Here is a 21,512-nt window from a genome sequence, read left to right on the forward strand (position 1 = left end):
CCCGCATCATCAGCTTGGAAGGCTGAGGTAATAGCCATTATACGATGCACGCACATCGTCTTAACGAGTTTGATAATGCCACATCTAACTGAAAACGAAACCTTTTTCTTTCATTTTTATTCTAAGTGCTCGCATAACCACCACTCCGCTAGTTTTTCCATCATGTTCGGCGCTTTCAGAGTGAATAAAACGTGACTAAAATCTCGTTAAAAGGAGGGCGAGAAATATTAGTAGATGTCATGCTGCTTTTTGCGATAAATCCGAGTCAATTTATAAACACGCTTTGGTGGTGCTTAGTTGTCATAAATCTCATGAAAATTAAGGAATTTGGAGTGTTAACATAAACTGATTTTTATTTGTGTTTTGGCGTCCACTAATAACAATCTGAATGCATAAATTTAACTTATCAGCCTGTCAAAACATTCAGTAAACTAATCCCAAATGAGTAGAGTTATAGGCACTTATAAGCCTTTGCAGAAAAAAGTAACGAGTTCAGTTGATAATTCACGCAAAAGTCTCGTCATTCCGTCTATCGTTTGGTACATTTGCCGCACATTTTGTCTCCCCTAAAATTCCCATGCCTTCTCAGTTCCGAATTAACAAAATTGTTGAAATTGGTGACACTCTTCACCGCAGTGGTTGTGCTCCTTACAAGCTAGAGAAATACACTCAATTCTATGCAAAAAAGCATGGTGTGGATGTGATGATCCAAGCAACGCCAACTGCGATTAACTATCAATTTCCAGACGATAACAACGCCGTTATTCTTAAGCGTCTAAAGCCTGCGTCAATTAACCTGAGTTTGTTGGCCAATACGATCATTCGTATTAACCAGCCAAGCAGTGAGCCTGTACCAGAACCTGTCGGTTACTCAAAATTTGTGACTGCACTTGCCAATATGGGTATTCCGCCTGCTTATTTGATGCTGGTGGGCAGTACGTTGGAAGCGGTGGGCTTTTCTGCGTTATTGGGTTTGATGGTGTGGGTATGTCAGCAAGTTCTTCATTCACGTCGTGCTATCGCGGTTGAGTTCATCTCGGCACTGCTAACCGGTATCTTCGTGGCGTTTCTGGCGAGCACAGGGTTGCCGATTCCGGTGTGGGCGTTGTGTATCGCCTCGATTGTCTTGTTTGTCCCCGGGTTATCCATAGCTAACGCATTAGAATGTTTGGCGTTTAATGACTTGGTTTCTGGTACCAGCTTGCTAGGGCAGAGCGCCTTAACCCTGATTAAGCTGTTTGTCGGGATTATCATGGGGCTCAACATCGGTGAAGCGATATGGGGACAAGCGGTCTCCATCGACTATACCAACGCGGTACCGATGTGGATGCACATATCTGGCTTGGTGCTGATCTCTGTGTCTATCGGTGTGATGTTCAATGCTCGCCCTAAAGACATCTTACTTGGTTTGCCAGTTGCCGTTCTCGGTATGTGGGGCCCATTCTATCTAGGTTTTGATAGTGGTTGGGTTGTCGGCACTTGGGTGACGACGGTTCTTATTACTTTGTACGGAACTTGGATTGCCAAGAAGATGGAGCTCACGGGTTCTATTTATATCGTGCAAGGGATCATCATCTTGGTTCCGGGTAGCCGAGTATTAGTGAGTGCCAGCCAGTCGGTGTTTGAACAATCGATTTTGCCTATCCCGAGTATTGGTTTATCGGCGTTATTCATGTTCTCGGCAATCGTGGCAGGGCAAATTACCGCTTACTCGATTTACTCACCAAAAGTCGAACGTTAAGCCGTTCCGCTTTTCAAACCTTTAAACAAACACAGCTTAGCGGCTGTGTTTGTTCGTTTTAGGTGCTGCTCTTTTTTGAAGACAATTAGCTCTCCGTAAAACTTGTTAGATTTATGCTCGCTAAGCCTGACAAGAGCCATTAAAATGGAACAAATTCTATTTAAATTAAGTATTAACGTATGTCTCTACCTCCTTGCCCGCAATGCCAATCTGAATATGTTTACCCAGACCAAAACAACCTAATCTGCCCTGAGTGCGCCTACGAATGGAACCCAGAAGAAGAGCGTTTAGAAAGAGAAGCCGCGCGTGTTAAGGACGTGAATGGCGTTGTATTGGAAAGTGGCGATAAAGTTACCTTCATTAAAGATCTAAAAATTAAAGGCAGTTCTAGCGTATTGAAAATTGGTACTAAAGCTGTGATTCGACGCATCAATGAAGGCAAAGATCACCAACTAGATTGCAAGCTGGATGGTGGCGGTGAAATGCTGGTTACGGCGAAGTACGTTAAGAAGCAGTAACCATTGTTTCAAATAATTGTCGTAAATCTTCAATAAGTTTAAGTCGCTTCTCGACATACTGATTCGCATATTAAAACGCAATAATTTTAGAGAATTAAGATGATTAGAGAGTACAACCCAGCTGATATTGAGGTCGTTTTAGATATTTGGTTAACCGCCTCGATCAAGGCGCATGACTTTGTGGCTCCTGAGTTCTGGGAGTCTCAAGTAGGTAATATGCGCGACATATACATTCCTGCATCAATAACTTACGTGTATCAAGTAGACGGTGAGGTTTGTGGCTTTTATTCGCTTTATGAAGGTATCTTAGCGGCGATATTTGTGAGCCCACAGCATCAAGGCTGTGGTGTTGGTAAGCAACTTATCCAACACGCGAAGCTTGAATGCCCGAATCTGTCTTTGAATGTGTATAAAGAGAACCAAGCGACCATTGAGTTCTACTTGTCTCAAGGTTTCTCTATTGTGAGCGAACAAACTGATGAGCACACAGGACATCAAGAATACACCATGCACTTATCTTAAGCTTGATAACTAAACCCGGTAGAAAAGTAACAGGAATCAACATCATATGGACATGGTTAAAGCTGCTCTTTCGCATTCAACAAGAGCTGCTCAGTCATCAGATTATGAATTTCTGTTCGAGCTTAAGAGGGCCGCTGAGTTCGAACCTATCAAGGCCGTATTTGGCTGGGATGAGCAGGTTCAACGAGATATACACGCTGAAGAGTGGGCAGAAGAACGGCCTGAAATCATTGAATATCAAGGTCAAGCGATTGGCAGTGTGTTGTTGCAAGACAAAGGCGAGTACTTCTATTTTTGCCGATTCTTCTTATTGCCTGAGTATCATGGAAAGGGCATCGGCAGCCAAGTACTGAAAGATTGCTTAACTAAGGCTGACAGCCTCAATAAACCCGTCGAACTTTGTTACCTGCAAGGTAATCGAGTTGGGGAGTTGTACTTGAGGTTTGGCTTTGAAATCACCTCGCAAAACGAGCAGTTTGTCTATATGTGGCGTAAATAGACACTCATTCAAAATGATCACACCGTGTCGGTAACTTGATAGGCACCTGACACTTATCTAACGTAAAACCTTGTAAAGCTCCCTATGCTTGATGACTAAGCGATTACACTTAGAAAAGATCGAGCGTAAGGGAGTGTGCAATGAATTATTACCCGACTTCAAAAATCGTGGGTGAACAAAGGTTTGGCTTTGGGCCCAAACTAGGTCAAACAACCTATTATTCTCCTGTAGAACAGTTGGATAAAAAGCCATTCGTTCACCAAGCTATACAAGACTTACCGAGTACTGAATCTACTCTGATTAAAGTAGGAGAGAATCGTGTACAACGAATGAAGGCCAAGGGTGACGAACAACAGATGCAAGCCACGAAGAAAGAAGCGCAGTCTTTTCTTCGAACGCAGTATCGACAACAAGCTCAAGCTCGCCACCTACAAAGTGTTGAAACTCCTTATGGTTTTCAAGAGCGCATCATTCAGTTTTGGAGCAATCACTTCGCCATCTCGGTCGATAATCGAAAACTGATGCCCTTGGCCGCCAGCATTGAAAACGATGTGGTTCGCCAGCATTGGAATGGTAACTTTGGCGAGATGCTGATGGCTTCTTCTAAACATCCTGCGATGCTTCTGTATCTCGACAATCAACTCTCGATTGGTCCCAATTCAAAAGTCGGAAAGCGCCGTAATAAGGGGCTCAATGAGAACCTCGCTCGTGAGATCTTAGAACTCCACACTCTTGGCGTTGACGGTTCTTATACTCAGCAAGATGTTATTGCTTTAGCAAAAGGCATTTCAGGCTGGGGCATTAAATTCAAATCTCCTGATGCTGGTTTTCGATTCGCTAATAATCTGCATGAGCCAGGAAGTATCACACTGCTTGGAAAGTCCTATTCTCAATCCGGGGTCTCGCAAGGAGAGTCGTGTTTAAAAACCTTAGCGACCCACAAAGACACTGCTGCGCACTTGGTTGATAAGCTTTGCCAGCATTTCATTGGCGACATATCTAAAGAACTCTCAGAGCAAATGGTTGCTGAATATCTGAAAGGCGAGGGAGATTTACTGCCTATCTATCGCTTGTTATTGAACAGCGCTGAGGCGAGTAAACCTAACCCTAATCGTTTTAGACCGCCGAAGGAGTGGCTGTTTGCCGTTCTTCGTAGTGCCGATATTTCTTTAAACGAGAAACAGGCATTCAATGCACTCAACAATTTAGGGCAGCCTCCTTTTAAACCGGGTTCACCTGCAGGCTGGTCGGATCAAGACAGAGACTACAATAGCCCTTCGGCGTTGACTCAACGTATGCAAGTTGCGAATAGGCTTGCGTCTGCTGCAATAAAATCGGCTAAAGCGTCAGGAGTTAAGCCGAAAGCGGTAGTGGATAAAGTGATCGCGGGTTTATATGGCGATGCTATTGATGAACACACCCAAATTGTATTGAACAAAGCCGACAGCGCTGCAATGCAACTTTCCCTGTTGTGGCTAAGTCCGCAGTTTCAATATCGTTAGGAGTGGGTATGAAAAAGTCAGATTGTTCTCAGAATAAAGCGCCACATAGTATTAACCGCCGCCAGTTCATGGGTATTGCGGCGGCTGTTGGCGTCAGTGCGATGCTGCCATTTCCAAGCTTTGCCAAAACAGGTTCAGACAATATCTTCATTTGGGTATCACTGCGTGGCGCGATGGATGGTTTAAATGTTGTAGTGCCGCATGCCGATCCGGATTACTCTAATTTGAGACCCAACATCGGATTAAAACCTGAACAGCTAGTGAAGTTGGATGATTTCTTTGGGCTCCATCCGTCCCTAAAGCAATGCCATCAATGGTATGAGAGTAACGAACTCAGCTTTGTACACGCTTGTTCAACCGCTTATCGCGAGCGCTCACATTTTGATGGACAGAAGATATTGGAGAATGGCACTTCCGACCCGTTTAACACCGTAGGGTGGATTAACCGTTTACTCACGTTGAGCTCAGAAAAATACGATGGAATAGCGATTGATTCGGGCTTACCACTCATCATGCAGGGCGAATCGACCGTTGCAAGTTGGTACCCAAACCGCTTAAAAACACGTGATAAACAAACGGAACTGCTGGAAGAGTTGTTTCAAAGTGACCAAATGCTGTCTTCAAACTTTGAAAGTGTCATGAAGATAGATCAACTGGTAGGCGACCAAGGTGTCGGCAAACAGTTTAAATCATTGATGGGTAAAACAGGCGACATATTGTCGGCTGATAACGGACCAAACATCGCAGCGTTAGAACTCGGTGGATGGGACACTCACGCCAATCAAGGTAACGTAAATGGACGGTTGAGTAATCAGCTTAAAACTTTGGATGTTGGGTTAGCGGCTCTCAAGGCTTCACTTGGTGATCGTTGGCAGAAGACAGTGATCATTGCAGCCAGTGAATTTGGTCGAACAGCAAAAGAAAACGGCACCAAAGGCACCGACCATGGCACTGGCAACGTCATGTTTGTTGCGGGTGGTGCGCTGCCATCGTTGAAAGGAGCGGGTGGTAAGGTTATTACCAATTGGCCGGGCTTGAGCCAAAGCCAGCTATATGAAGGCCGAGACCTTAGTCCAACGACTGATATGCGTTCGGTTATCAAGGGTGTGCTCAACCGACATTTATCGATAGAAGTGAAACAACTTAACGCTATCTTCCCTGATAGTGCCGATATTAGACCGATGAATCTTGTTTAGAGTTTTACCAAGACCCAGTTAGATGCGATTCAGTCGTTTGAATCGCTCTCAATTTGTGACTCGCTTGTTTACGATTTAATCGCCAACAGTGCTCCGAACGTCACTAAGCCAAATCCACATGCTTGATTAAGCCTTTTCTTTGCTCTCAATAGATGCTTTTGCAATGTATTCGAAGTAAACAGCATAGCGACAACGCCAAACCATAAACCGTGAAGAACGATCATGTAAAGCCCATAGCCGAGCGCGACATGCTGGTTTTCTGCATCAGGTGAGATGACTTGGCTGAAGATGCTCAAAAAGAACAACATGGTTTTGGGGTTGAGCACGTTACATAAGAAGCCTTGGGCTAAATAGCGCCAAACACTGGTGCTTTGCTTTGCATCTTCCATCGGTGCAAGCTTGTTGTCCGCACTCAAGATACCTTTTAGCCCTAGATAAATAAGGTAGGTTGCACCTGCGTATCTAATCATGTCAAACAGCTGCTCATTCTGTGAGATTAAGTAACTGATCCCAAGCATTGAATAACTGATGTGAACACAAATCGCTAAACTCACACCGATTGCAGTCCAAATCCCTGCTTGTCTTCCTTGATTGACACTGTTTTTCAAAACTAAAACGAAATCAGCGCCTGGGCTGATAACAATCAATAGTCCCAATACTGCTAGGCTTAACCACTCCATAATGACTCCAACTCTTTATATTTGATGAGCCAGCATTGTATGGTTTTTTATTGCTGCCTATAATCGAAATGAATTCTACCTATCTGTGAGAAAAAATCACACATGAGACATTTGAAAGCATTTCATATTTTCCACGTAGCAGCGCATTCGAGTAGTTACAGTGAAGCGGCGGATAAACTCAATATCACACATGGCGCGGTGAGTAAGCAGATCAAGGTATTGGAAAATCACTTATCCCAAGTTTTGTTCTACAAACAGGGCAGGAATGTGTGTCTCACCAAAGAAGGGGAATTACTCAAAGGTTACACAGAGCAAGCGTTCCAAGCCTTGGAGACTGGAGTCCATAAGCTTAATCAGCTGAATCATCAAGCGTTGGAAGTTTCATGCGAACCCACATTGACCATGCGTTGGTTAATGCCTCGACTCGGTGATTTCTATAACGAATCCGGAATTGATGTTCGATTGTCTACCGCAGGTGGGCCTGTGACATTAGGCGCAACTGGATTAGATATGGCCATTCGCCGAGACGACTTCAACGTAACCGAGCATTACAAACAGATACCGTTAGTTGAAGAGTGGGTTGGCCCTGTGTTCTCGCCTGATTACTGGCAACAGGTCAAAGACAAGCTAGCCGATGTAAAATTACTGCACAGCAGCACGCGACCAAACGCTTGGAGCCACTGGGCATCCATCACCAAAGATAGTGAATTTGAACGCCGATTGGTGTCACAAACTATATCAAACCAGACCTTTGCACACTTCTATTTCTGCTTTCAAGCGGCTGTTGATGGGCTAGGAGCGGCTCTTGGTTCTTATCCATTGGTGGTTGATGATTTGAATAGAGGCAACTTAATCGCACCGTTCGGCTTTGTGCCTTCCGGTCATCAGTACATATTGCTCACGCAAGATAGCAACCATGAAGAGCCAGAAAGCCCGTTTGTTGTTTGGCTGAAGAATGAGTTATCGCAGTGTGTTCCAACTTTATAGGAACGACATCCGACCTAGAAGTGTGCTTGTCTTATGTCAGGCTCTAGTTCGTTGTTGTGGAAATCACTCAATAGGCAAAGACAGCACACCGCCATTGAGTTCGACTTGTTTTAGCCATTCGGTTGGAATGCCTCCATCTTCCTCGTAGAAACACGCCGCTAATACCGCGCCAATTACAATTGCACGCCCGCAGCTATCGCCCCCACATAAAATGTTGTCGCGGATACCTTGTTTAAAGCTCTGAGCGCCAGCAATGATGCGAATCAGCAGCGGGAACGCGGCACTCAATTCGCAATGCAACCCGAACTTTTTCGCGGCATCTGTTATTGAAAGCTCAGGCGCTGAGAGGGCTTCATCGATTTGATCGTGTATAAACTTGCTGCAGGTTTGTCGTACCATCTCTACTGATTGTAATGGTGAATTGCCTTGTATCGCGGCTTGAATCAGTAGGGTGATGGCTTGTGCCCACTCTACCGCTTTATCATTATTATTAGTGACTCGTACCGCACTCTCTACCATTGCAGGTAAGGTGTGAGAGGTGTAAGTACACGCCACTAATGGAATGATCTTTGAGACTGCGGGGAGCTGTGTATCATCCGCGCCACAGGCAGTAATCGGGGCATTTGCCAATTCTAATTGATGGATGTTCAACAAGCTCATACGAGTCGCTTTATCAATATAGCCTCGCCAACTACCACCAAAATCAAACCAGAATCGGAAGTGCTTGATGTAGCTCGCTTCATCGTACTGTTGGTTGTCGACTAAACTGTCGACCATCGCCAATAGCTGAGCACCATACTGTGATTGTTCACCTGCGGTTTTTCCTTGGTGAGCAAAGTAGCCCTTGTCTTGATAATCGAACTGATTCGGTGAGCGAAATTCTGGCTCAAAACCTGCTACGTGTAAGATCCTCTCTTGGTCATATAGCCAGTGCAGCCCCATTGAAGCAGCGTCTCCAACTAATGCGCCGACAACGGCGTAAAAAGCTCTTTCTTTATGATTGTCCATGTTGAGCGATGTCCTTGAGATGAATCAACGTAGTTCGATACGTTAAGTATAGTGATTAGTCGAGCATTTTGCTGTGTTTCTAAGAAGAAATATGAAGGAATAAATCCTGACTGATCAATGACTTAAACCAATCAGGTGAAATGGGTAAGGGTGATGAATAGCTGGGCGAGTCGGTACTTCTTATTAATGACGTTACTGATGGTTAAGGTAAGCACTAGAACGTTGCTCAATCACTTTGAACAGACGCGAAAGCACAAAGCATAAAGCAAAATATACGAAGCCTACAATCAGCCAGATCTCGAAGATCAAACCTGACGAGTTTGCCATTTCAGTACCAACGAAAGTCATCTCTTGGATAGAAATCAGAGACACAATCGACGTGTCTTTAACCAAAGAGATTGCTTGGCCAGCCAATGGCGGTGTGATGGCCGTTAATACTTGCGGGCCAACCACAAATCGATACTTAGACAATGCCGATAAGCCGAGTGAATCGGCCGCTTCCCATTGGCCTTTTGGAATACTTTCTAAGCCAGCTCGAATCACTTCTGCGATGTAAGCCGAAGAGAGCAAACCAATACAAATCACACCAGACGCTAAGTTTTCCCAAAGGTTAGCTGGGCCGAACAGGAAACCTTGAACAGCGTTAATCTCGCCATTGTGTTCACGTAAGATACTTTCTAAACCAAGTAATGGAATCAGTTGGTTAGAAACGAAGAAATAGAATATGAAGACAAACACCAGTGGCGGAATATTTCGAACCAACTGGATAAAAATCAGTGCAGGCGTTCTGAAGAAAGCGATTTTGGAGTGCCTTGCGACGCCAAGTAATGTCCCAAAAGAAAGAGCTAACACCATGCTCCAGACACTCAAGCGCAGTGTAGCGATCAAGCCTTGGAAAAAGTAGGGAATACTGCCTTGAGAAGGTGGAATGAAAATTAGGGTAAACGCATCTTCCCAGCGCCACTGGTAGTTAATACCAACAGCGGAACGATAATAAAGCCAGCCTGCAAACACACAAATAACGGCGAGTAACACGCCATCTAAAAGAGTAAGGCGTTGATACCAAGGCTTCATATGAACGTTGGGCTTAGGTGTTGTTAATGCGCTAGTACTACTCACGTCATTCCTGTTTAAACGATGATAATTAATGTGTTGTGAGAGGTGGCTATGAGTTTATAGCTATCTCGGGTGTTTTAAACAAGGCAGCGCAAACAATGCACTGCCTTGATTCACTAGCAACAGTTCTGATTACTGACCTTGAGCAATCTGGTCTTGCCAATCTAGAGTTGAGAACCAGTACTCGTAGCGCTCTTTCAACCAACCGTCTTCAGTACGTGCTTTGATCCACTCGTTGAAGAATTCTGCCTTGTCAGTTTCACCTAGGCGAACTGCAAATGCTTCATTACCTTTGGATAGACGCTCTTCAAATGGAATAAATAGCGTGTCTGCGTTTTTGATCGCTTCATGTTCTGGTTTCGGGCTAGACGCGATAACTGCGTGCGCGTTGCCGTTTAACACTTCTTGGAATGCTTGAGCATCGTCATCGAACTGTAGAACTTTCGCTTTAGGGAAGGTTTCACGAGCCACTTGAACTGTGAACGCACCACGACGAGCAGCAATTTTCACGCGGCGAGAATCAAAATCAGAGATTTGAGTAAAACCTTCCGCTAGCTCTTTATTAGCCGCCAGTTGAACACCAGAGTGAGAGTATGGTTCAGTGAACAGCACGCTTTTAGCTCGCGCTTCAGTAATAGACATACCGCCGATGATCACATCAAACTTCTTCGATAATAGAGAAGGGATAATGCCGTCCCATGCCGTAGGTACAAATTCGACTTTCCAACCTGAATCTTCGGCAAGGCGTTTTGCCACATCGATTTCAAAGCCAACAAGATCGCCTTGTTTGTTACGCATCGCCCAAGGAACAAACGTCGACATACCAACGCGTATAGAGCCACGTTCGTTGATTTTGTCTAGGTTAGGCGTTTCAGAAGCAAGTGCAGGCAAACTGACGGCAAGCGCAAGTAGGGCTGTAATTGCGGTTTTAAATAGCTTCATGCTGATAAATCCTTATTGTGTTCGCCAGTTAGCTCCGAGCTTATGCTCAAGCCAAGCTGCAACGGCAGAAAGTGAAAGTGTAAGTGCAAGATAAATGCTCGCCACAGAGAACCAAATCTCAAATGGCATCGCGGTTTCAGAAACGATGTTTCTGGCTTCGGTTGTTAGGTCAAAGATAGCCATGACACTCACAATCGAAGAGTTTTTGATAAGAGAGATCACTTCGTTGGTCAAAGGTGGCAAGGTGCGTTGCACCACCTGAGGAAGAATCACATCCCAGTAAGTATAGGTCTTTGATAAACCCAAAGATTGAGCTGCTTCAAATTGTCCTCTCGCAATACCATTTAAACCTGCACGGAAGATTTCGGCGGTGTAAGCGCCTTGGAAAAGTGCCAAGGCTAAAACGGCAGTGCTAAAACGATCCAGCCCTAACACGGGGCCAAACACAAAATAGAGCAAATAAATTTGTACTAATAACGGCGTGTTACGAATTAACTCAACATAGCTGGTGGCTAAGGTGCGTCCAACTACAGAATTTGAGTTTCTCAATAGCGCCGTCGTTAAGCCGATGATCAGTGTCGCGACCAAAGAAATCAGAGAGATATTGATGGTAACCAGTAGCCCTTCAACTAACTCTGCAGGCCACCATTTGCCATTTTCATAGAAAGCAATATAGTCCGGCACACGCTCCCATTGCCAGCTGTATCCCATGGTTTGTGCACCAGAGTCGAGAATCCAAACAACAGCAGCCACCAGTACAACAATCTGTACCAAAGCAGATAGGGCGGGTTTAATAATTCGAATCAACATCAATAAGTCAGGATCTGATTTAGGAACGCTTGAGTACGTTCATGTTGAGGGGTTTCAAAAAGCGATTGTGGAGTATTCGATTCCACAATTTGTCCTTCATCCATGAAGATAACGCGGTCGGCCACTTGTTTTGCAAAGCCCATTTCGTGGGTCACACACACCATAGTGATGCCTTCGCTCGCCAGTTCAACCATCACATCGAGCACTTCGTTGATCATCTCCGGATCAAGCGCTGAAGTGGGTTCGTCAAACAAGAGTAATTCCGGCTTCATACACAGGGAACGGGCGATAGCCACGCGTTGTTGCTGGCCGCCAGAAAGTTGCACTGGGTATTTGTTGGCTTGTTCTGCAATGTGCACACGCTCTAGATAGTGCATTGCTATCTTCTCGGCTTCTTGTTTGCTTTTTTTAAGCGTACGAATTGGCGACAGAGTTAGGTTCTCAAGCACGGTAAGATGGGGGAATAAATGAAAGTGCTGAAACACCATTCCGACTTGGCCCGGTGTGTTGAACTTACTCGGGAGTACTTGTTCTAGCACGGAAAGTTCGCCACTTTCGAAAGGTTCTAGCTGATTGATACAACGGATCAATGTTGATTTACCCGAACCAGACGGCCCGCAAATCACCACTATCTCTCCTTGTTCAATATTTAAATCGATATCCTTTAGGGCATGAAAATCACCATACCACTTGTTAAGTGACTTAAACTTAACCATTTCCTTGAGATTGTTCAAATCGTTGTTCATACCTAGTAAAGAGACAGGTTTACCTTAACAATATAGAAATATGATTGCACATAAAATTAGGGACTTATGAGAATTTAATAGCATCTTGTAGGGCAAATTAAAAAGCAGCGCCCAAAATGAACGCTGCTTCTGTTGTACGAAAGAAAAAAGTAATGGGCTCAGTCAGATGTGAAAATTCATCGTTGTATAACCACTATCTTTATTTTCTCTCTCTTTTCCGATTCTTAGTGAATCGCAGACTCTAAAATCTCACGCGTTTTCTCTGGCGTGATTGCTTGGTTTTCGCCAAGTTGCAGGTAACCGTGTGATTCAAGTTGAGCGACAACATTGTCAATCGCCGTTGCTTTGTTTGTTTCGTAGCCGTCGAACATGGTTGCTACGTCTAGGCTGTGGTAGAACGCTTCGATTGCAGCGATTGTGCGTTCTGCTAAATCAGCACCCGCTTCTAGGCCAAATACGTTACGACCCATTTGCTCTAGCTTGCCGCGCTTCGCTTCGATTTGGTTACGAAGTAGTGAAGGTTGAACAATCGCAAGCGAACGTGCGTGATCTACATGCCATAGTGCAGTGAATTCGTGGCCAATCATGTGAGTTGCCCAATCTTGAGGAACACCTGTACCAATCAGGCCGTTAAGCGCTTGGTTTGCTGTCCACATTAGGTTTGCACGCCATGCATCGTTGTCACGCTCGTCGTATTGCTTACCCAGTACAAGTAGGTTCTTAAGCAGTGTTTCTGCGTAACCGTCTTGAACCATTGCGTCTGTTGGCATCGTGATGTATTGCTCACATACGTGAACCCACGCATCAACTAATCCGTTGATCAGCTGGCGCTCAGGTAGAGACTTCATTACATCTGGGTCCATAACCGCAAACTTAGGCTGTACTGCAGGGTTAAGGAAAGCAAGCTTCTCTTGAGTCGCTTTACGCGTGATTACCGCGCCCATGTTAGATTCAGAACCTGTCGCAGGAAGAGTCAGCACCGCACCGATTGGCGTCGCTTCAGTTACTTGGTGTTTGCCCGCTAGAATGTCCCAACCGTCGCCGTCGTATTTAGCCGCTGCAGCAACGTATTTAGAACCGTCGATTACCGAACCACCGCCAACAGCGATAATGAACTCTGCGTTTTCTTCTTTAACAAGAGCGACTGCTTTGTCTAGCGTCTCTTTGGTAGGGTTTGCTTCAACGCCAGAGAACTCAATCCAAGAGTGATCTTTTAAAGCTTCTACAACTTGGTCGTAAACACCGTTGCTCTTGATTGAACCGCCACCATAGATGACCAGTACTTTCTTCGAAGTATCAACCGCTTGGCTGATAGCGTTGATTTGGCCTTGGCCGAAATGGATAACAGTAGGGTTAACGTAAGTAAATTGCATCAGAGATTCCTTGTGTAAAGCGAAATTTGTTATTTTGGTTTATTGCTCAATTTCTATATTTGCATATTAGTACAGTAATCTAGGTCAATGAAGAGCTGTTCCTCCAAATAAATTGCCTATTTCTACAAACTTGATATTCTTCCTCTGCTTTAGCTTACTTACTCTTAGCACTTGGAATGGAAAGTCGCCACTTATGAAAACACTCGCTCAGTTGTTACAGTCATATGTAGAACACAAAGGTTGGGATGATCTCGAAGGGATCAGAGAAACTGAAATTAGCGGCGTGTGGTTGTATAGAAGCAGTGGAGGGAATCAGCGTCAGCCATTTACTTACCAGTCTGGCATTATCATGCTCGGACAGGGTAAAAAGAACATCTACATTGGCGAAAGGCCAGTGACTTACGCTGCAGGTGATTATCTTGTCGTGGGTGTGCCAATGCCGTTAGAGTGCGAAGCCTTGCCTGTTAATGGTGAACCATTGCTTGGCTTGTCGATTAGCATTGATTCTCAACGCTTGCATAGCTTAGTCAAAAAGCTCGAAGATCAAGGCTTCTTAGAGAGCTACTGCAACAAGCACAAACAGAACTCGAGTGGCTTAGAATCGACGCCAATGGAAGAGCAAATGCTAGAGAGCTTTACCCGATTGGTGAAAACGCTGCATTGCGACATTGAAGCCAACATATTGGGCGATGCCATGGTAACGGAGATTGTCTACCGCGCATTAACCGGTTCAGAAGGGCGTGTGCTGTTTGATTTAGCTCATCATGATGGCCATTACGCACGTGTTGCCAAAGCGCTGTCTAAAGTGCATGAAGAGTACGACCAAACCATCACCGTTCAATCGCTTGCTGACGAAGCCAACATGAGCGTGTCTGCCTTCCACAATGCATTCCGTAATGTCACCTTTGAATCACCTCTTCAATACTTGAAAAAGGTTAGACTTAATAAAGCCAAAGAGCTGATTCAACTAGAAGGCCTTCGTATTAGTGATGCTGCACGTCGAGTCGGTTACTCCAGCCCATCTCAATTTAGCCGCGAATTTAAGCGCCACTTCAATACTACTCCAAGAGCGGTTTAGTTCTTCTTTCAACGAAACTATGTGTTGAGAGCTATAATGCCAAAAGCTATGGTGACGATTGCTCATATTTGTTGAATTATATGAGTAAATGTATCTAATCATAGGCATTGTCAGATTGTAGGTATTTGATTCTCGAATATATTATTAACGTACTTATATAAAATAAGCTCTCGAAAATAATTAATTAAATAGCCTAAGAGTTTATGCACAGGTATAGGGGAGAAACTCACTAACTTAGCTATTAACGAAGTTTTAGTGTGAACAACCTATCAAATATTATCTAAAATTCTGGAATTACTCACCGTACTATCAGAGAGAGTATTCAGGATTATTGAATAGACTTAAAATTAAAGATAATTTAGCAGTTGATAAAGCCTAGTACGACGGATAATTAGTCGTTTGATGACTAATTATTCTGTAACTTGCTGATTTGTAGTCAACTGAGAGTCTGATTGATATCACGTTTACCTTAAAATAATTCACTTAATATGGCGCTACTTTAATCATTCTTTCCAATACGATTGTTAAATATAAATACGTATGACTATATTATTAAAAGGATAATTCCGATGAGTAGCGATATCATTAAAATTTCAAGAAATACTGAAAACGCACCAATTAATTCTGTATCTACACAAACGGTCGCTTTTTCTCATTATAATAACTTTTCAGCTCAATTACCTGTTGACCCTAAAACGGGTGAAATAGTCATCGGTGATATTAAAGATCAAGCAGCACAATGTTTGAATAATATTAAAGCGATTGTTGAAAGCATCGACCATGTTATGGATGATGTCGTGAAGATTAATGTTTTCGTTAAGAATATTTCTGATATCGATGCTATTGATGAAGTTTACAAAAACTTCTTCCACAACAGCCTTCCAACACGCACTGTCGTGGGTGTCACTGCACTGCCAAGCAGCGATGCGCTGGTTCAAATGGATGCTCTCATTTCTAACGGTGAAGGCACTAAACCACAAGCTCCTTGCGCGCTAATTAAGGTCTCAAGAAATACGGATAACGCACCTCAAAGTGCTGTGTCTACGCAGACTGCAGCCTTTTCTCACTACAACAATCTTTCAGCTCAGTTGCCTATAGATGTAGCCACAGGTGAGTTGGTTGATGGTGGTATCAAAGCGCAAACAGCGCAATGTCTATCAAACATTAAAGCTATTTTAGAAAGCATCGGACACGTCATGAATGATGTGGTTAAAACGACTATCTACCTAAAAAATATCGCAGATGCGGAAGTGGTAAATGAAGTATGTGCTAAATTCTTCCCAAGCTACGTTCCTGCTCGTACTGTTGTTAACGCAGCTGAATTACCAATGGGTGCTTTAATTCAAATTGATACATCCATTTCACATGGCGACGGTACACCGCCGCAATTACCAGAAGACACTCGCTTACTGGTTATTGAAACCAATAATACTGTTTCTGCACCATTCATGCCTTATTCGCATACTGTTGCTTTCTCTCACTACAATCATATTTCAGCCCAATTACCTTTAGATCCGAAAACAAATGAAATCGTTGCTGGCGGGGTAAAAGAACAAGTGGAACAATGTTTAAACAATATTAAGGCGATAATTGAAAGCGTTGACCATAGCATGGACGATACGGTGAAAATTAATATTCAACTTAAGGATATTTCAGATATTGATGTGGTAAACGAAGTCTACACCACATTCTTTAATGCTGAGCTGCCTGCAAGAACGGTAGTAGGGGTTTCAGAAATCCCAATGAATGCTTTAGTACAAATTGATGCTGTCGTTTCTAACTGTGAAGGGACACCTCCACAAGACGTTGTTGCATAAATCAATTGAACCCTTCTCGATAATATCGATCAGATCTCGGTTTAGCTTCCAAATAGGGAGCAAACTCAACAGGCCGAGATCTGATCCGTTCACTTCATTACTCAAGTCCATCGAAGCGACACACCTAAGCTTATCCCGTAAACATGGTATTTATAAGGTTGAAGTGTTTTAATATGAAAAACAGACGCTTAACGTAATAAAGAAAACCAGTTTATGCAATTTCGAGCCATTTTACTGCTATGCCTTACCCTAATAGGGTGTTCGTCCAATCAAGAGTTGGTACCCGACCCAACAACCATCACGCTATTTTATGGTGATACATCCATCGCCGCAGGTGTTTTAGAGGATAAAACATTCAATTCAGTCCTTGCCGATAGGGTTGAAAGCGTTACGTTTTCGGGCTCAATATCAAAGAAAGAGTCTGGCTATTTTGTCGATATGTTAGTGATTCGAGAAACAAAAGAGCCACGTTCAACACGACAGCTTAACACCTCGCTTCTAATGAAACCGGGAGAGTTAGTAGATGTTGGCGGCGTGAATAACGATGTGTTCAGGGTAATCCTCGAGTAACAAAAATAAAGTGTTCAATTAATCTGATTTTTTGCTTTACCTCAACCTAACTTCAAGTCTTAAGCTTCTCTTACTGATTAAGAAGGAGCTTATTATGCAAAATAACTACGTAAAAGAACTCGCCGTTAAAACTTACCAAGAAGACCTTCAAAAAGAGTACGTTAGATCTAAAGCTCAGCCATTCCACGCCCCAAGTTTTATCGGTGGGGTGCTGTTGTCAGTTGTGCTGGTAGGACTGTTTTAATTTATGCAGAATTTCTGATCCATTGCCAACTCTCAACATATCTATTTGCTGCACTTTAATGGCTACGGCACAATCTCTTAGGTTGAATTGTGACGCTAATGTCGAGAGGAAGTGAAGTATGGCAAGTCCAAGAGTATTAAAGTCACAGATTACTGATATTACCTGTGGCGAGAATGTCACTATCATCGAGCCAAGTAACGTTTATGGCTGTGAGCTTAAAGATGATGTGTTAGTTGGCCCCTTTGTTGAGATTCAAAAGAACACCGTGATAGGTGCGAGAAGCAAGATTCAATCTCACACCTTTATCTGTGAGTATGTGACCATTGGAAGTGACTGCTTTGTTGGTCACGGAGTCATGTTTGCCAACGACTTATTCAAAGAGGGCAAGCCAGATCCTAATCCTGAAAGTTGGGGGCGTACCTTGATAGCTGACAACGTCACGGTCGGTTCTAACGCTACGGTTCTGTCTGTCAGCATTTGCGAAGGTGCAGTAATCGGCGCGGGCAGTGTGGTAACGAAAGACATCACCGAAAAAGGTATCTACGCAGGTAACCCAGCCAAGAAATTGAGAGGTTTACCGTAACCGTATTAATAAGCCGTGGTTCATGAATCATAAGGTGCGGCTTTTTAGGGAAACATTAGAGTATTTGTCATGGATGTATTTTTACACTTACTTCAACCGAATGACGCGAGTGCGCTTTTGGATTTTGAGGTCGAAAATCGAGAGTGGTTTGAGCAATTTATTCCAGTTAGGGGTGATAGCTTCTATTCAAATGCAGGTGTGACCGAGCAAATCACCAGCTTTCTAACTGAATACGAGAATGGTGAGATGATTCCTATGTTGATCAAAGATGCCAATGGCACTGTCTGTGGAAGAATCAACATCCGCGATATCGACCAGATCGCCCATAGTGGAGAGCTAGGGTATCGAGTAGGTCGTTCCTTTGCTTCAAAAGGCATTGCGTCTAACGCAGTAAAGCAGTTTCTACTCTATTTGGAGGAACAGACCAACCTTAAATATGTTGATGCCTATGCGTTAGTGGGCAATATCGGTTCCAACAAAATCTTATCCAATACCGGTTTTGAATTGGTCGAGTATGTTGAGAGCTACGCGGTGTTTAAAGGAGAACATCAAGATGCTCATTATTATCGTAAGGTTTTAGCTGACTAGGTGACTATCAGTGCCTTATACATTAGAAGCTGGCAGCGTCCTTCTAGCCAGCTTCGAGCCTTTATTTTCAAGGTTTAAGGTTACTTCTAGGGTTATGGCCACTTCTAGTTATACAGTTACTTCTGAGGTTTATTGCGTTCGATTACGCTAATTGCGATTGCCAAAAACAGGATGTCTTTCACTAGGAAGAAGTTAGTGACTAAGATGCCATCCGATACTTTCCAAGCGTTTGGCGTTGTAATCAGGAAGCTGAGTGTCACAACAAAGATAGCCGCTGCAGCAATGCCTGAGTAGAAGGCAACTGTCGGTTTCTTAAATCCAACGATCAGTCCAATCGCGACAATGATCTCCGCGCCACCCACCATGTTAGACACAGCTTGGACTGAGAACAGATTGTAAAGCCAGTTCATTGCAGGATGGTTTGCGATTAAAGGCTCGATAAGCATTGCTTCGGTTGGCGTAAACTTGTAAATACCAATCCAAGCTAACACCAACGCTACGCCAATCACGCCTAGGTTATATCCCACATTACTCTGTTTTAAATCATAGGTTTGAACATGCATAAAAGTACTCAATTTAATAAACTCCCTGAATATGACCGCAATAGCTCAGATTAAATTTCGCATTGAGAATAATAATTAATATATTTATCTAAAAACTTAATAGGTAGCGACTTATTGTCTCGATAGGAACTCAAAGGCTAGTGATGTTGAGAACCAAAGCAATGGGTAGGCGATAGTGCTGTTCAAAAGGTAACGCGAGCTTTCTAATTTTTGTTTTCAATATTCATGATTTGGATTAGATTACGCTGATGTTCACCCTAATTATAAGAAGAGTATAACCAGTGAAAATTCATAGAATTAACCCGACCAAACGCTGGTCTGATGTAACTGTTTTTAACGGTATTGCAAGCTTTGTGGAAGTGGCAGAGACGGATACAACAGCAGGAATTAAGAGTCAGGTTCAGCAAATCTTCGAACAAGCCGAAGAAATGATGAGTTTGGTAGACAGCGACAAATCTCGCGTATTGTCAGTGACTATTTATCTCACGGATTTCGCTAACTTTGATGCACTCAATGAAGTTTGGGAAGCGTGGTTCCCTGAAGGCTGCGCGCCAAGCCGTGCATGCGTGAAAGCAGAACTTGCTAATCCTGAGCTACTGGTTGAGATGTCGTTTATGGTTGCTGCGGGTGAAAAGTTTCAATAAGCCGAACTATCGATTGAAATAAGCTATCGTAGATAGAAGTAACGAACAGATAAAACAAAGCCACTCAGGTGAATCACTTGAGTGGCTTTTTAGTGTTCTACGCTACCCGAAACTAAATCGGGTCAGGTATTAAGCGATACCTTGATCTCTTGCCATCTGCTTCGCGATCTTCGGCGCGTGCCATAGACACGGGAGCAAGATAAACGATACCGGAACCGCTGTGATTACAATGAACGACTGTAGAGCGGAGATGCCGCCTGAACCCATTGAGATAAGTGCGATCGCTACCGCACCCATGATGATACCCCAGAAAGTACGTACCGCTGCGTTTGGCTCTGTCGTACCCGTCATTACCACACTGATGGTGTAAGTCATTGAGTCACCTGTTGTCACGATGAACGTGGTCGTCAGGATCAGGAACAGAATTGCAATCAGAGTTGGGAACGGCAGTTGCGCGGTAATTGCTAGAAGAACCGCCGGAAGGTTGAAGCCTTCGAACGCACTAGAAATCACACCTGGGTTCTCTAATTCAAACGCTAGACCACTACCACCAACGATGCTGAACCAGAAACACGTTACAAGCGGTGCAACGATGCTAATAGAAACGATCATTTGGCGAATAGTACGGCCACGTGAGATACGAGCAATGAAGATCGCCATCATTGGGCCATAACCTAAGAACCAACCCCAGAAGAACACAGTCCAGCCACCTAGCCATGCTGTATCTTGGCGGTATAGCGCCATTGGGATGAAGTTATCAACCATTTCGCCCATACCTTGCAGGTAGCCATCAACGATGAAGCTCGTTGGGCCAACAAGAAGGATGTAGCCGATTAGACACACAGACAAGATGATGTTGTAACGGCTTACCAGTTGGATACCTTTGTTCACGCCGCTCAAAGCAGAAAGCGTGTACATTGCGATAGCAAAGATAATAACAACACTTTGAGTTGCAAAGCTGTCTGAAATGCCAAACAGTTCGCTCAGTGCGTAGCTGATTTGTAGGCCAAGGAAGCCGATAGGGCCGATAGTACCTGCGGCTACAGCCACGATGCTGCATGCGTCGACAACGTTACCAACCCAACTGTTAATCGCTTTGTCGCCAAGTACTGGGTAAAGCAGAGTGCGAGGCTTAAGAGGAAGGCCTTTGTCGTAATGCAAGTGCATTAACACGATGGAAGACAAACCACCTAAGATTGCCCATGCAAGGAAACCCCAGTGCATGAAAGATTGTGATAGAGCATTGAACGCCATCGCTTGAGGATCTGCGTTGCCATACAGTGGCGGAGCTGAAACAAAGTGAGCGATAGGCTCTGCGGCTGCCCAGAACACACCACCGCCGGCTAGCAGCGTACATAGGACGATAGACATCCATTTAAAGGTGGTCATTTCAGGTAGGGCAAGCGTTCCTAAGCGAACGTGGCCGGTGCGACCTAGTGCAAGCACTAAACCGATAATGAAGTTGAGAAGTAGTAGGACTTGCCAGAAAGCACCGAACCACTTAGTTGAATAACTAAAGCCGATGTTTACAAGTTCGGACAACACGGAGGTGTTGGTGAAGGCTAGGATGACAAAGAGGGTTAAAAAACTGCCACTAAGCCAAAAGACTGGGTTTCCGAGTTCCAGTTTTTCACCCAAAGATTGAGCTTTATTGAAATCGATAGAAGTAGATTCTGCGTTGATGTTTTCGTTGGCGACTTGCGTCAAGTTGGACATTATTTCTTCGCTATATTTGGCTCTTTCGAGCCTATGTATTTCTCCCACACTTGCATTGGAAATGTGAGG

Annotated in this window: 23 protein-coding genes; 14 read left to right on the forward strand and 9 right to left on the reverse strand. The window is 44.0% G+C overall.

Features of this window, described 5'->3' with window-relative positions; genetic code table 11:
- The first annotated feature begins 577 nt into the window (after nt 1-577).
- The 6 genes from AB6D93_RS20005 (at nt 578) to AB6D93_RS20030 (ending at nt 5,978) form a co-directional block, all read left to right on the forward strand.
- Complete coding sequence (locus AB6D93_RS20005) at nt 578-1,741, forward strand: threonine/serine exporter family protein (protein WP_004731486.1); 1,164 nt, start codon at nt 578-580, stop codon at nt 1,739-1,741.
- A gap of 179 nt (nt 1,742-1,920) precedes the next feature.
- Entirely contained in the window at nt 1,921-2,259 is a 339-nt protein-coding gene (locus tag AB6D93_RS20010; RefSeq protein ID WP_004731484.1) for a zinc ribbon domain-containing protein YjdM, read from the forward strand.
- 99 nt (nt 2,260-2,358) lie between these two features.
- Complete coding sequence (locus AB6D93_RS20015; RefSeq protein WP_017067098.1) at nt 2,359-2,781, forward strand: N-acetyltransferase; 423 nt, start codon at nt 2,359-2,361, stop codon at nt 2,779-2,781.
- A 46-nt stretch (nt 2,782-2,827) separates the two neighbouring features.
- The gene (locus tag AB6D93_RS20020; RefSeq protein WP_102333475.1) at nt 2,828-3,280 is read left to right on the forward strand and encodes a GNAT family N-acetyltransferase; all 453 of its coding nucleotides are present in this window, start codon (nt 2,828-2,830) and stop codon (nt 3,278-3,280) included.
- 140 nt (nt 3,281-3,420) lie between these two features.
- Nucleotides 3,421-4,782, forward strand: a complete 1,362-nt coding sequence (locus AB6D93_RS20025; RefSeq protein WP_017081500.1) for a DUF1800 family protein — start codon at nt 3,421-3,423, stop codon at nt 4,780-4,782.
- A gap of 8 nt (nt 4,783-4,790) precedes the next feature.
- Nucleotides 4,791-5,978: a DUF1501 domain-containing protein gene (locus AB6D93_RS20030; protein WP_102333476.1), complete on the forward strand. Its 1,188-nt coding sequence runs from the start codon at nt 4,791-4,793 to the stop codon at nt 5,976-5,978.
- 68 nt (nt 5,979-6,046) lie between these two features.
- On the opposite strand, the gene AB6D93_RS20035 is transcribed toward AB6D93_RS20030, so the two are convergent.
- Entirely contained in the window at nt 6,047-6,658 is a 612-nt protein-coding gene (locus tag AB6D93_RS20035) for a LysE family translocator (protein WP_102333477.1), read from the reverse strand.
- A 102-nt stretch (nt 6,659-6,760) separates the two neighbouring features.
- Between AB6D93_RS20035 and AB6D93_RS20040 the strand changes: the two genes are divergently transcribed.
- Complete coding sequence (locus AB6D93_RS20040; RefSeq protein ID WP_102333478.1) at nt 6,761-7,645, forward strand: LysR family transcriptional regulator; 885 nt, start codon at nt 6,761-6,763, stop codon at nt 7,643-7,645.
- A gap of 63 nt (nt 7,646-7,708) precedes the next feature.
- Here the strand turns inward: AB6D93_RS20040 and AB6D93_RS20045 are convergent, their stop codons facing one another.
- The 6 genes from AB6D93_RS20045 to AB6D93_RS20070 form a co-directional block, all read right to left on the reverse strand.
- Complete coding sequence (locus tag AB6D93_RS20045) at nt 7,709-8,653, reverse strand: ADP-ribosylglycohydrolase family protein (RefSeq protein WP_102333479.1); 945 nt, start codon at nt 8,651-8,653, stop codon at nt 7,709-7,711.
- 192 nt (nt 8,654-8,845) lie between these two features.
- Complete coding sequence (locus tag AB6D93_RS20050) at nt 8,846-9,772, reverse strand: amino acid ABC transporter permease (RefSeq protein WP_102333480.1); 927 nt, start codon at nt 9,770-9,772, stop codon at nt 8,846-8,848.
- 129 nt (nt 9,773-9,901) lie between these two features.
- A complete protein-coding gene (locus tag AB6D93_RS20055) occupies nt 9,902-10,711 on the reverse strand; it encodes a transporter substrate-binding domain-containing protein (RefSeq protein ID WP_102333481.1) in 810 nt (269 codons plus the stop codon).
- A 12-nt stretch (nt 10,712-10,723) separates the two neighbouring features.
- Nucleotides 10,724-11,521, reverse strand: a complete 798-nt coding sequence (locus tag AB6D93_RS20060; RefSeq protein WP_102333482.1) for an amino acid ABC transporter permease — start codon at nt 11,519-11,521, stop codon at nt 10,724-10,726.
- Nucleotides 11,521-12,267, reverse strand: coding sequence for an amino acid ABC transporter ATP-binding protein (locus tag AB6D93_RS20065; RefSeq protein ID WP_102333483.1), 747 nt, complete (start codon nt 12,265-12,267; stop codon nt 11,521-11,523). The genes AB6D93_RS20060 and AB6D93_RS20065 overlap by 1 nt, the downstream gene beginning before the upstream one ends.
- Nucleotides 12,268-12,491: 224 nt before the next feature.
- Complete coding sequence (locus AB6D93_RS20070; protein WP_102333484.1) at nt 12,492-13,640, reverse strand: iron-containing alcohol dehydrogenase; 1,149 nt, start codon at nt 13,638-13,640, stop codon at nt 12,492-12,494.
- 193 nt (nt 13,641-13,833) lie between these two features.
- Here AB6D93_RS20070 and AB6D93_RS20075 point away from each other — a divergent pair, with 193 nt between their 5' ends.
- From AB6D93_RS20075 to AB6D93_RS20100, 6 genes are all read left to right on the forward strand, one after another.
- A complete protein-coding gene (locus AB6D93_RS20075) occupies nt 13,834-14,718 on the forward strand; it encodes an AraC family transcriptional regulator (protein ID WP_017067592.1) in 885 nt (294 codons plus the stop codon).
- 569 nt (nt 14,719-15,287) lie between these two features.
- Nucleotides 15,288-16,535 (forward strand): RidA family protein, encoded by a 1,248-nt coding sequence (locus AB6D93_RS20080; protein ID WP_102333485.1) that lies wholly within the window; start codon nt 15,288-15,290, stop codon nt 16,533-16,535.
- A 213-nt stretch (nt 16,536-16,748) separates the two neighbouring features.
- Nucleotides 16,749-17,105, forward strand: coding sequence for a hypothetical protein (locus AB6D93_RS20085; RefSeq protein ID WP_102333486.1), 357 nt, complete (start codon nt 16,749-16,751; stop codon nt 17,103-17,105).
- 94 nt (nt 17,106-17,199) lie between these two features.
- Nucleotides 17,200-17,349 carry a hypothetical protein gene (locus AB6D93_RS20090; protein WP_017062658.1) on the forward strand — a complete coding sequence of 50 codons (150 nt, stop codon included), beginning with the start codon at nt 17,200-17,202 and terminating at the stop codon, nt 17,347-17,349.
- A gap of 118 nt (nt 17,350-17,467) precedes the next feature.
- Nucleotides 17,468-17,932 carry an acyltransferase gene (locus AB6D93_RS20095; protein WP_102333487.1) on the forward strand — a complete coding sequence of 155 codons (465 nt, stop codon included), beginning with the start codon at nt 17,468-17,470 and terminating at the stop codon, nt 17,930-17,932.
- 69 nt (nt 17,933-18,001) lie between these two features.
- Nucleotides 18,002-18,520, forward strand: a complete 519-nt coding sequence (locus tag AB6D93_RS20100) for a GNAT family N-acetyltransferase (RefSeq protein WP_102333488.1) — start codon at nt 18,002-18,004, stop codon at nt 18,518-18,520.
- Between the two features lie 116 nt (nt 18,521-18,636).
- On the opposite strand, the gene AB6D93_RS20105 is transcribed toward AB6D93_RS20100, so the two are convergent.
- Entirely contained in the window at nt 18,637-19,083 is a 447-nt protein-coding gene (locus AB6D93_RS20105) for a DUF417 family protein (RefSeq protein ID WP_017108085.1), read from the reverse strand.
- Between the two features lie 281 nt (nt 19,084-19,364).
- Between AB6D93_RS20105 and AB6D93_RS20110 the strand changes: the two genes are divergently transcribed.
- A complete protein-coding gene (locus AB6D93_RS20110) occupies nt 19,365-19,727 on the forward strand; it encodes a RidA family protein (protein ID WP_017062654.1) in 363 nt (120 codons plus the stop codon).
- Between the two features lie 129 nt (nt 19,728-19,856).
- On the opposite strand, the gene AB6D93_RS20115 is transcribed toward AB6D93_RS20110, so the two are convergent.
- The gene (locus tag AB6D93_RS20115) at nt 19,857-21,443 is read right to left on the reverse strand and encodes a BCCT family transporter (protein WP_017072212.1); all 1,587 of its coding nucleotides are present in this window, start codon (nt 21,441-21,443) and stop codon (nt 19,857-19,859) included.
- Between the last annotated feature and the right edge of the window lie 69 nt (nt 21,444-21,512).

It is taken from the genome of Vibrio sp. 10N.247.310.23 (assembly GCF_041467155.1).
Classification (GTDB): domain Bacteria; phylum Pseudomonadota; class Gammaproteobacteria; order Enterobacterales; family Vibrionaceae; genus Vibrio; species Vibrio crassostreae_C.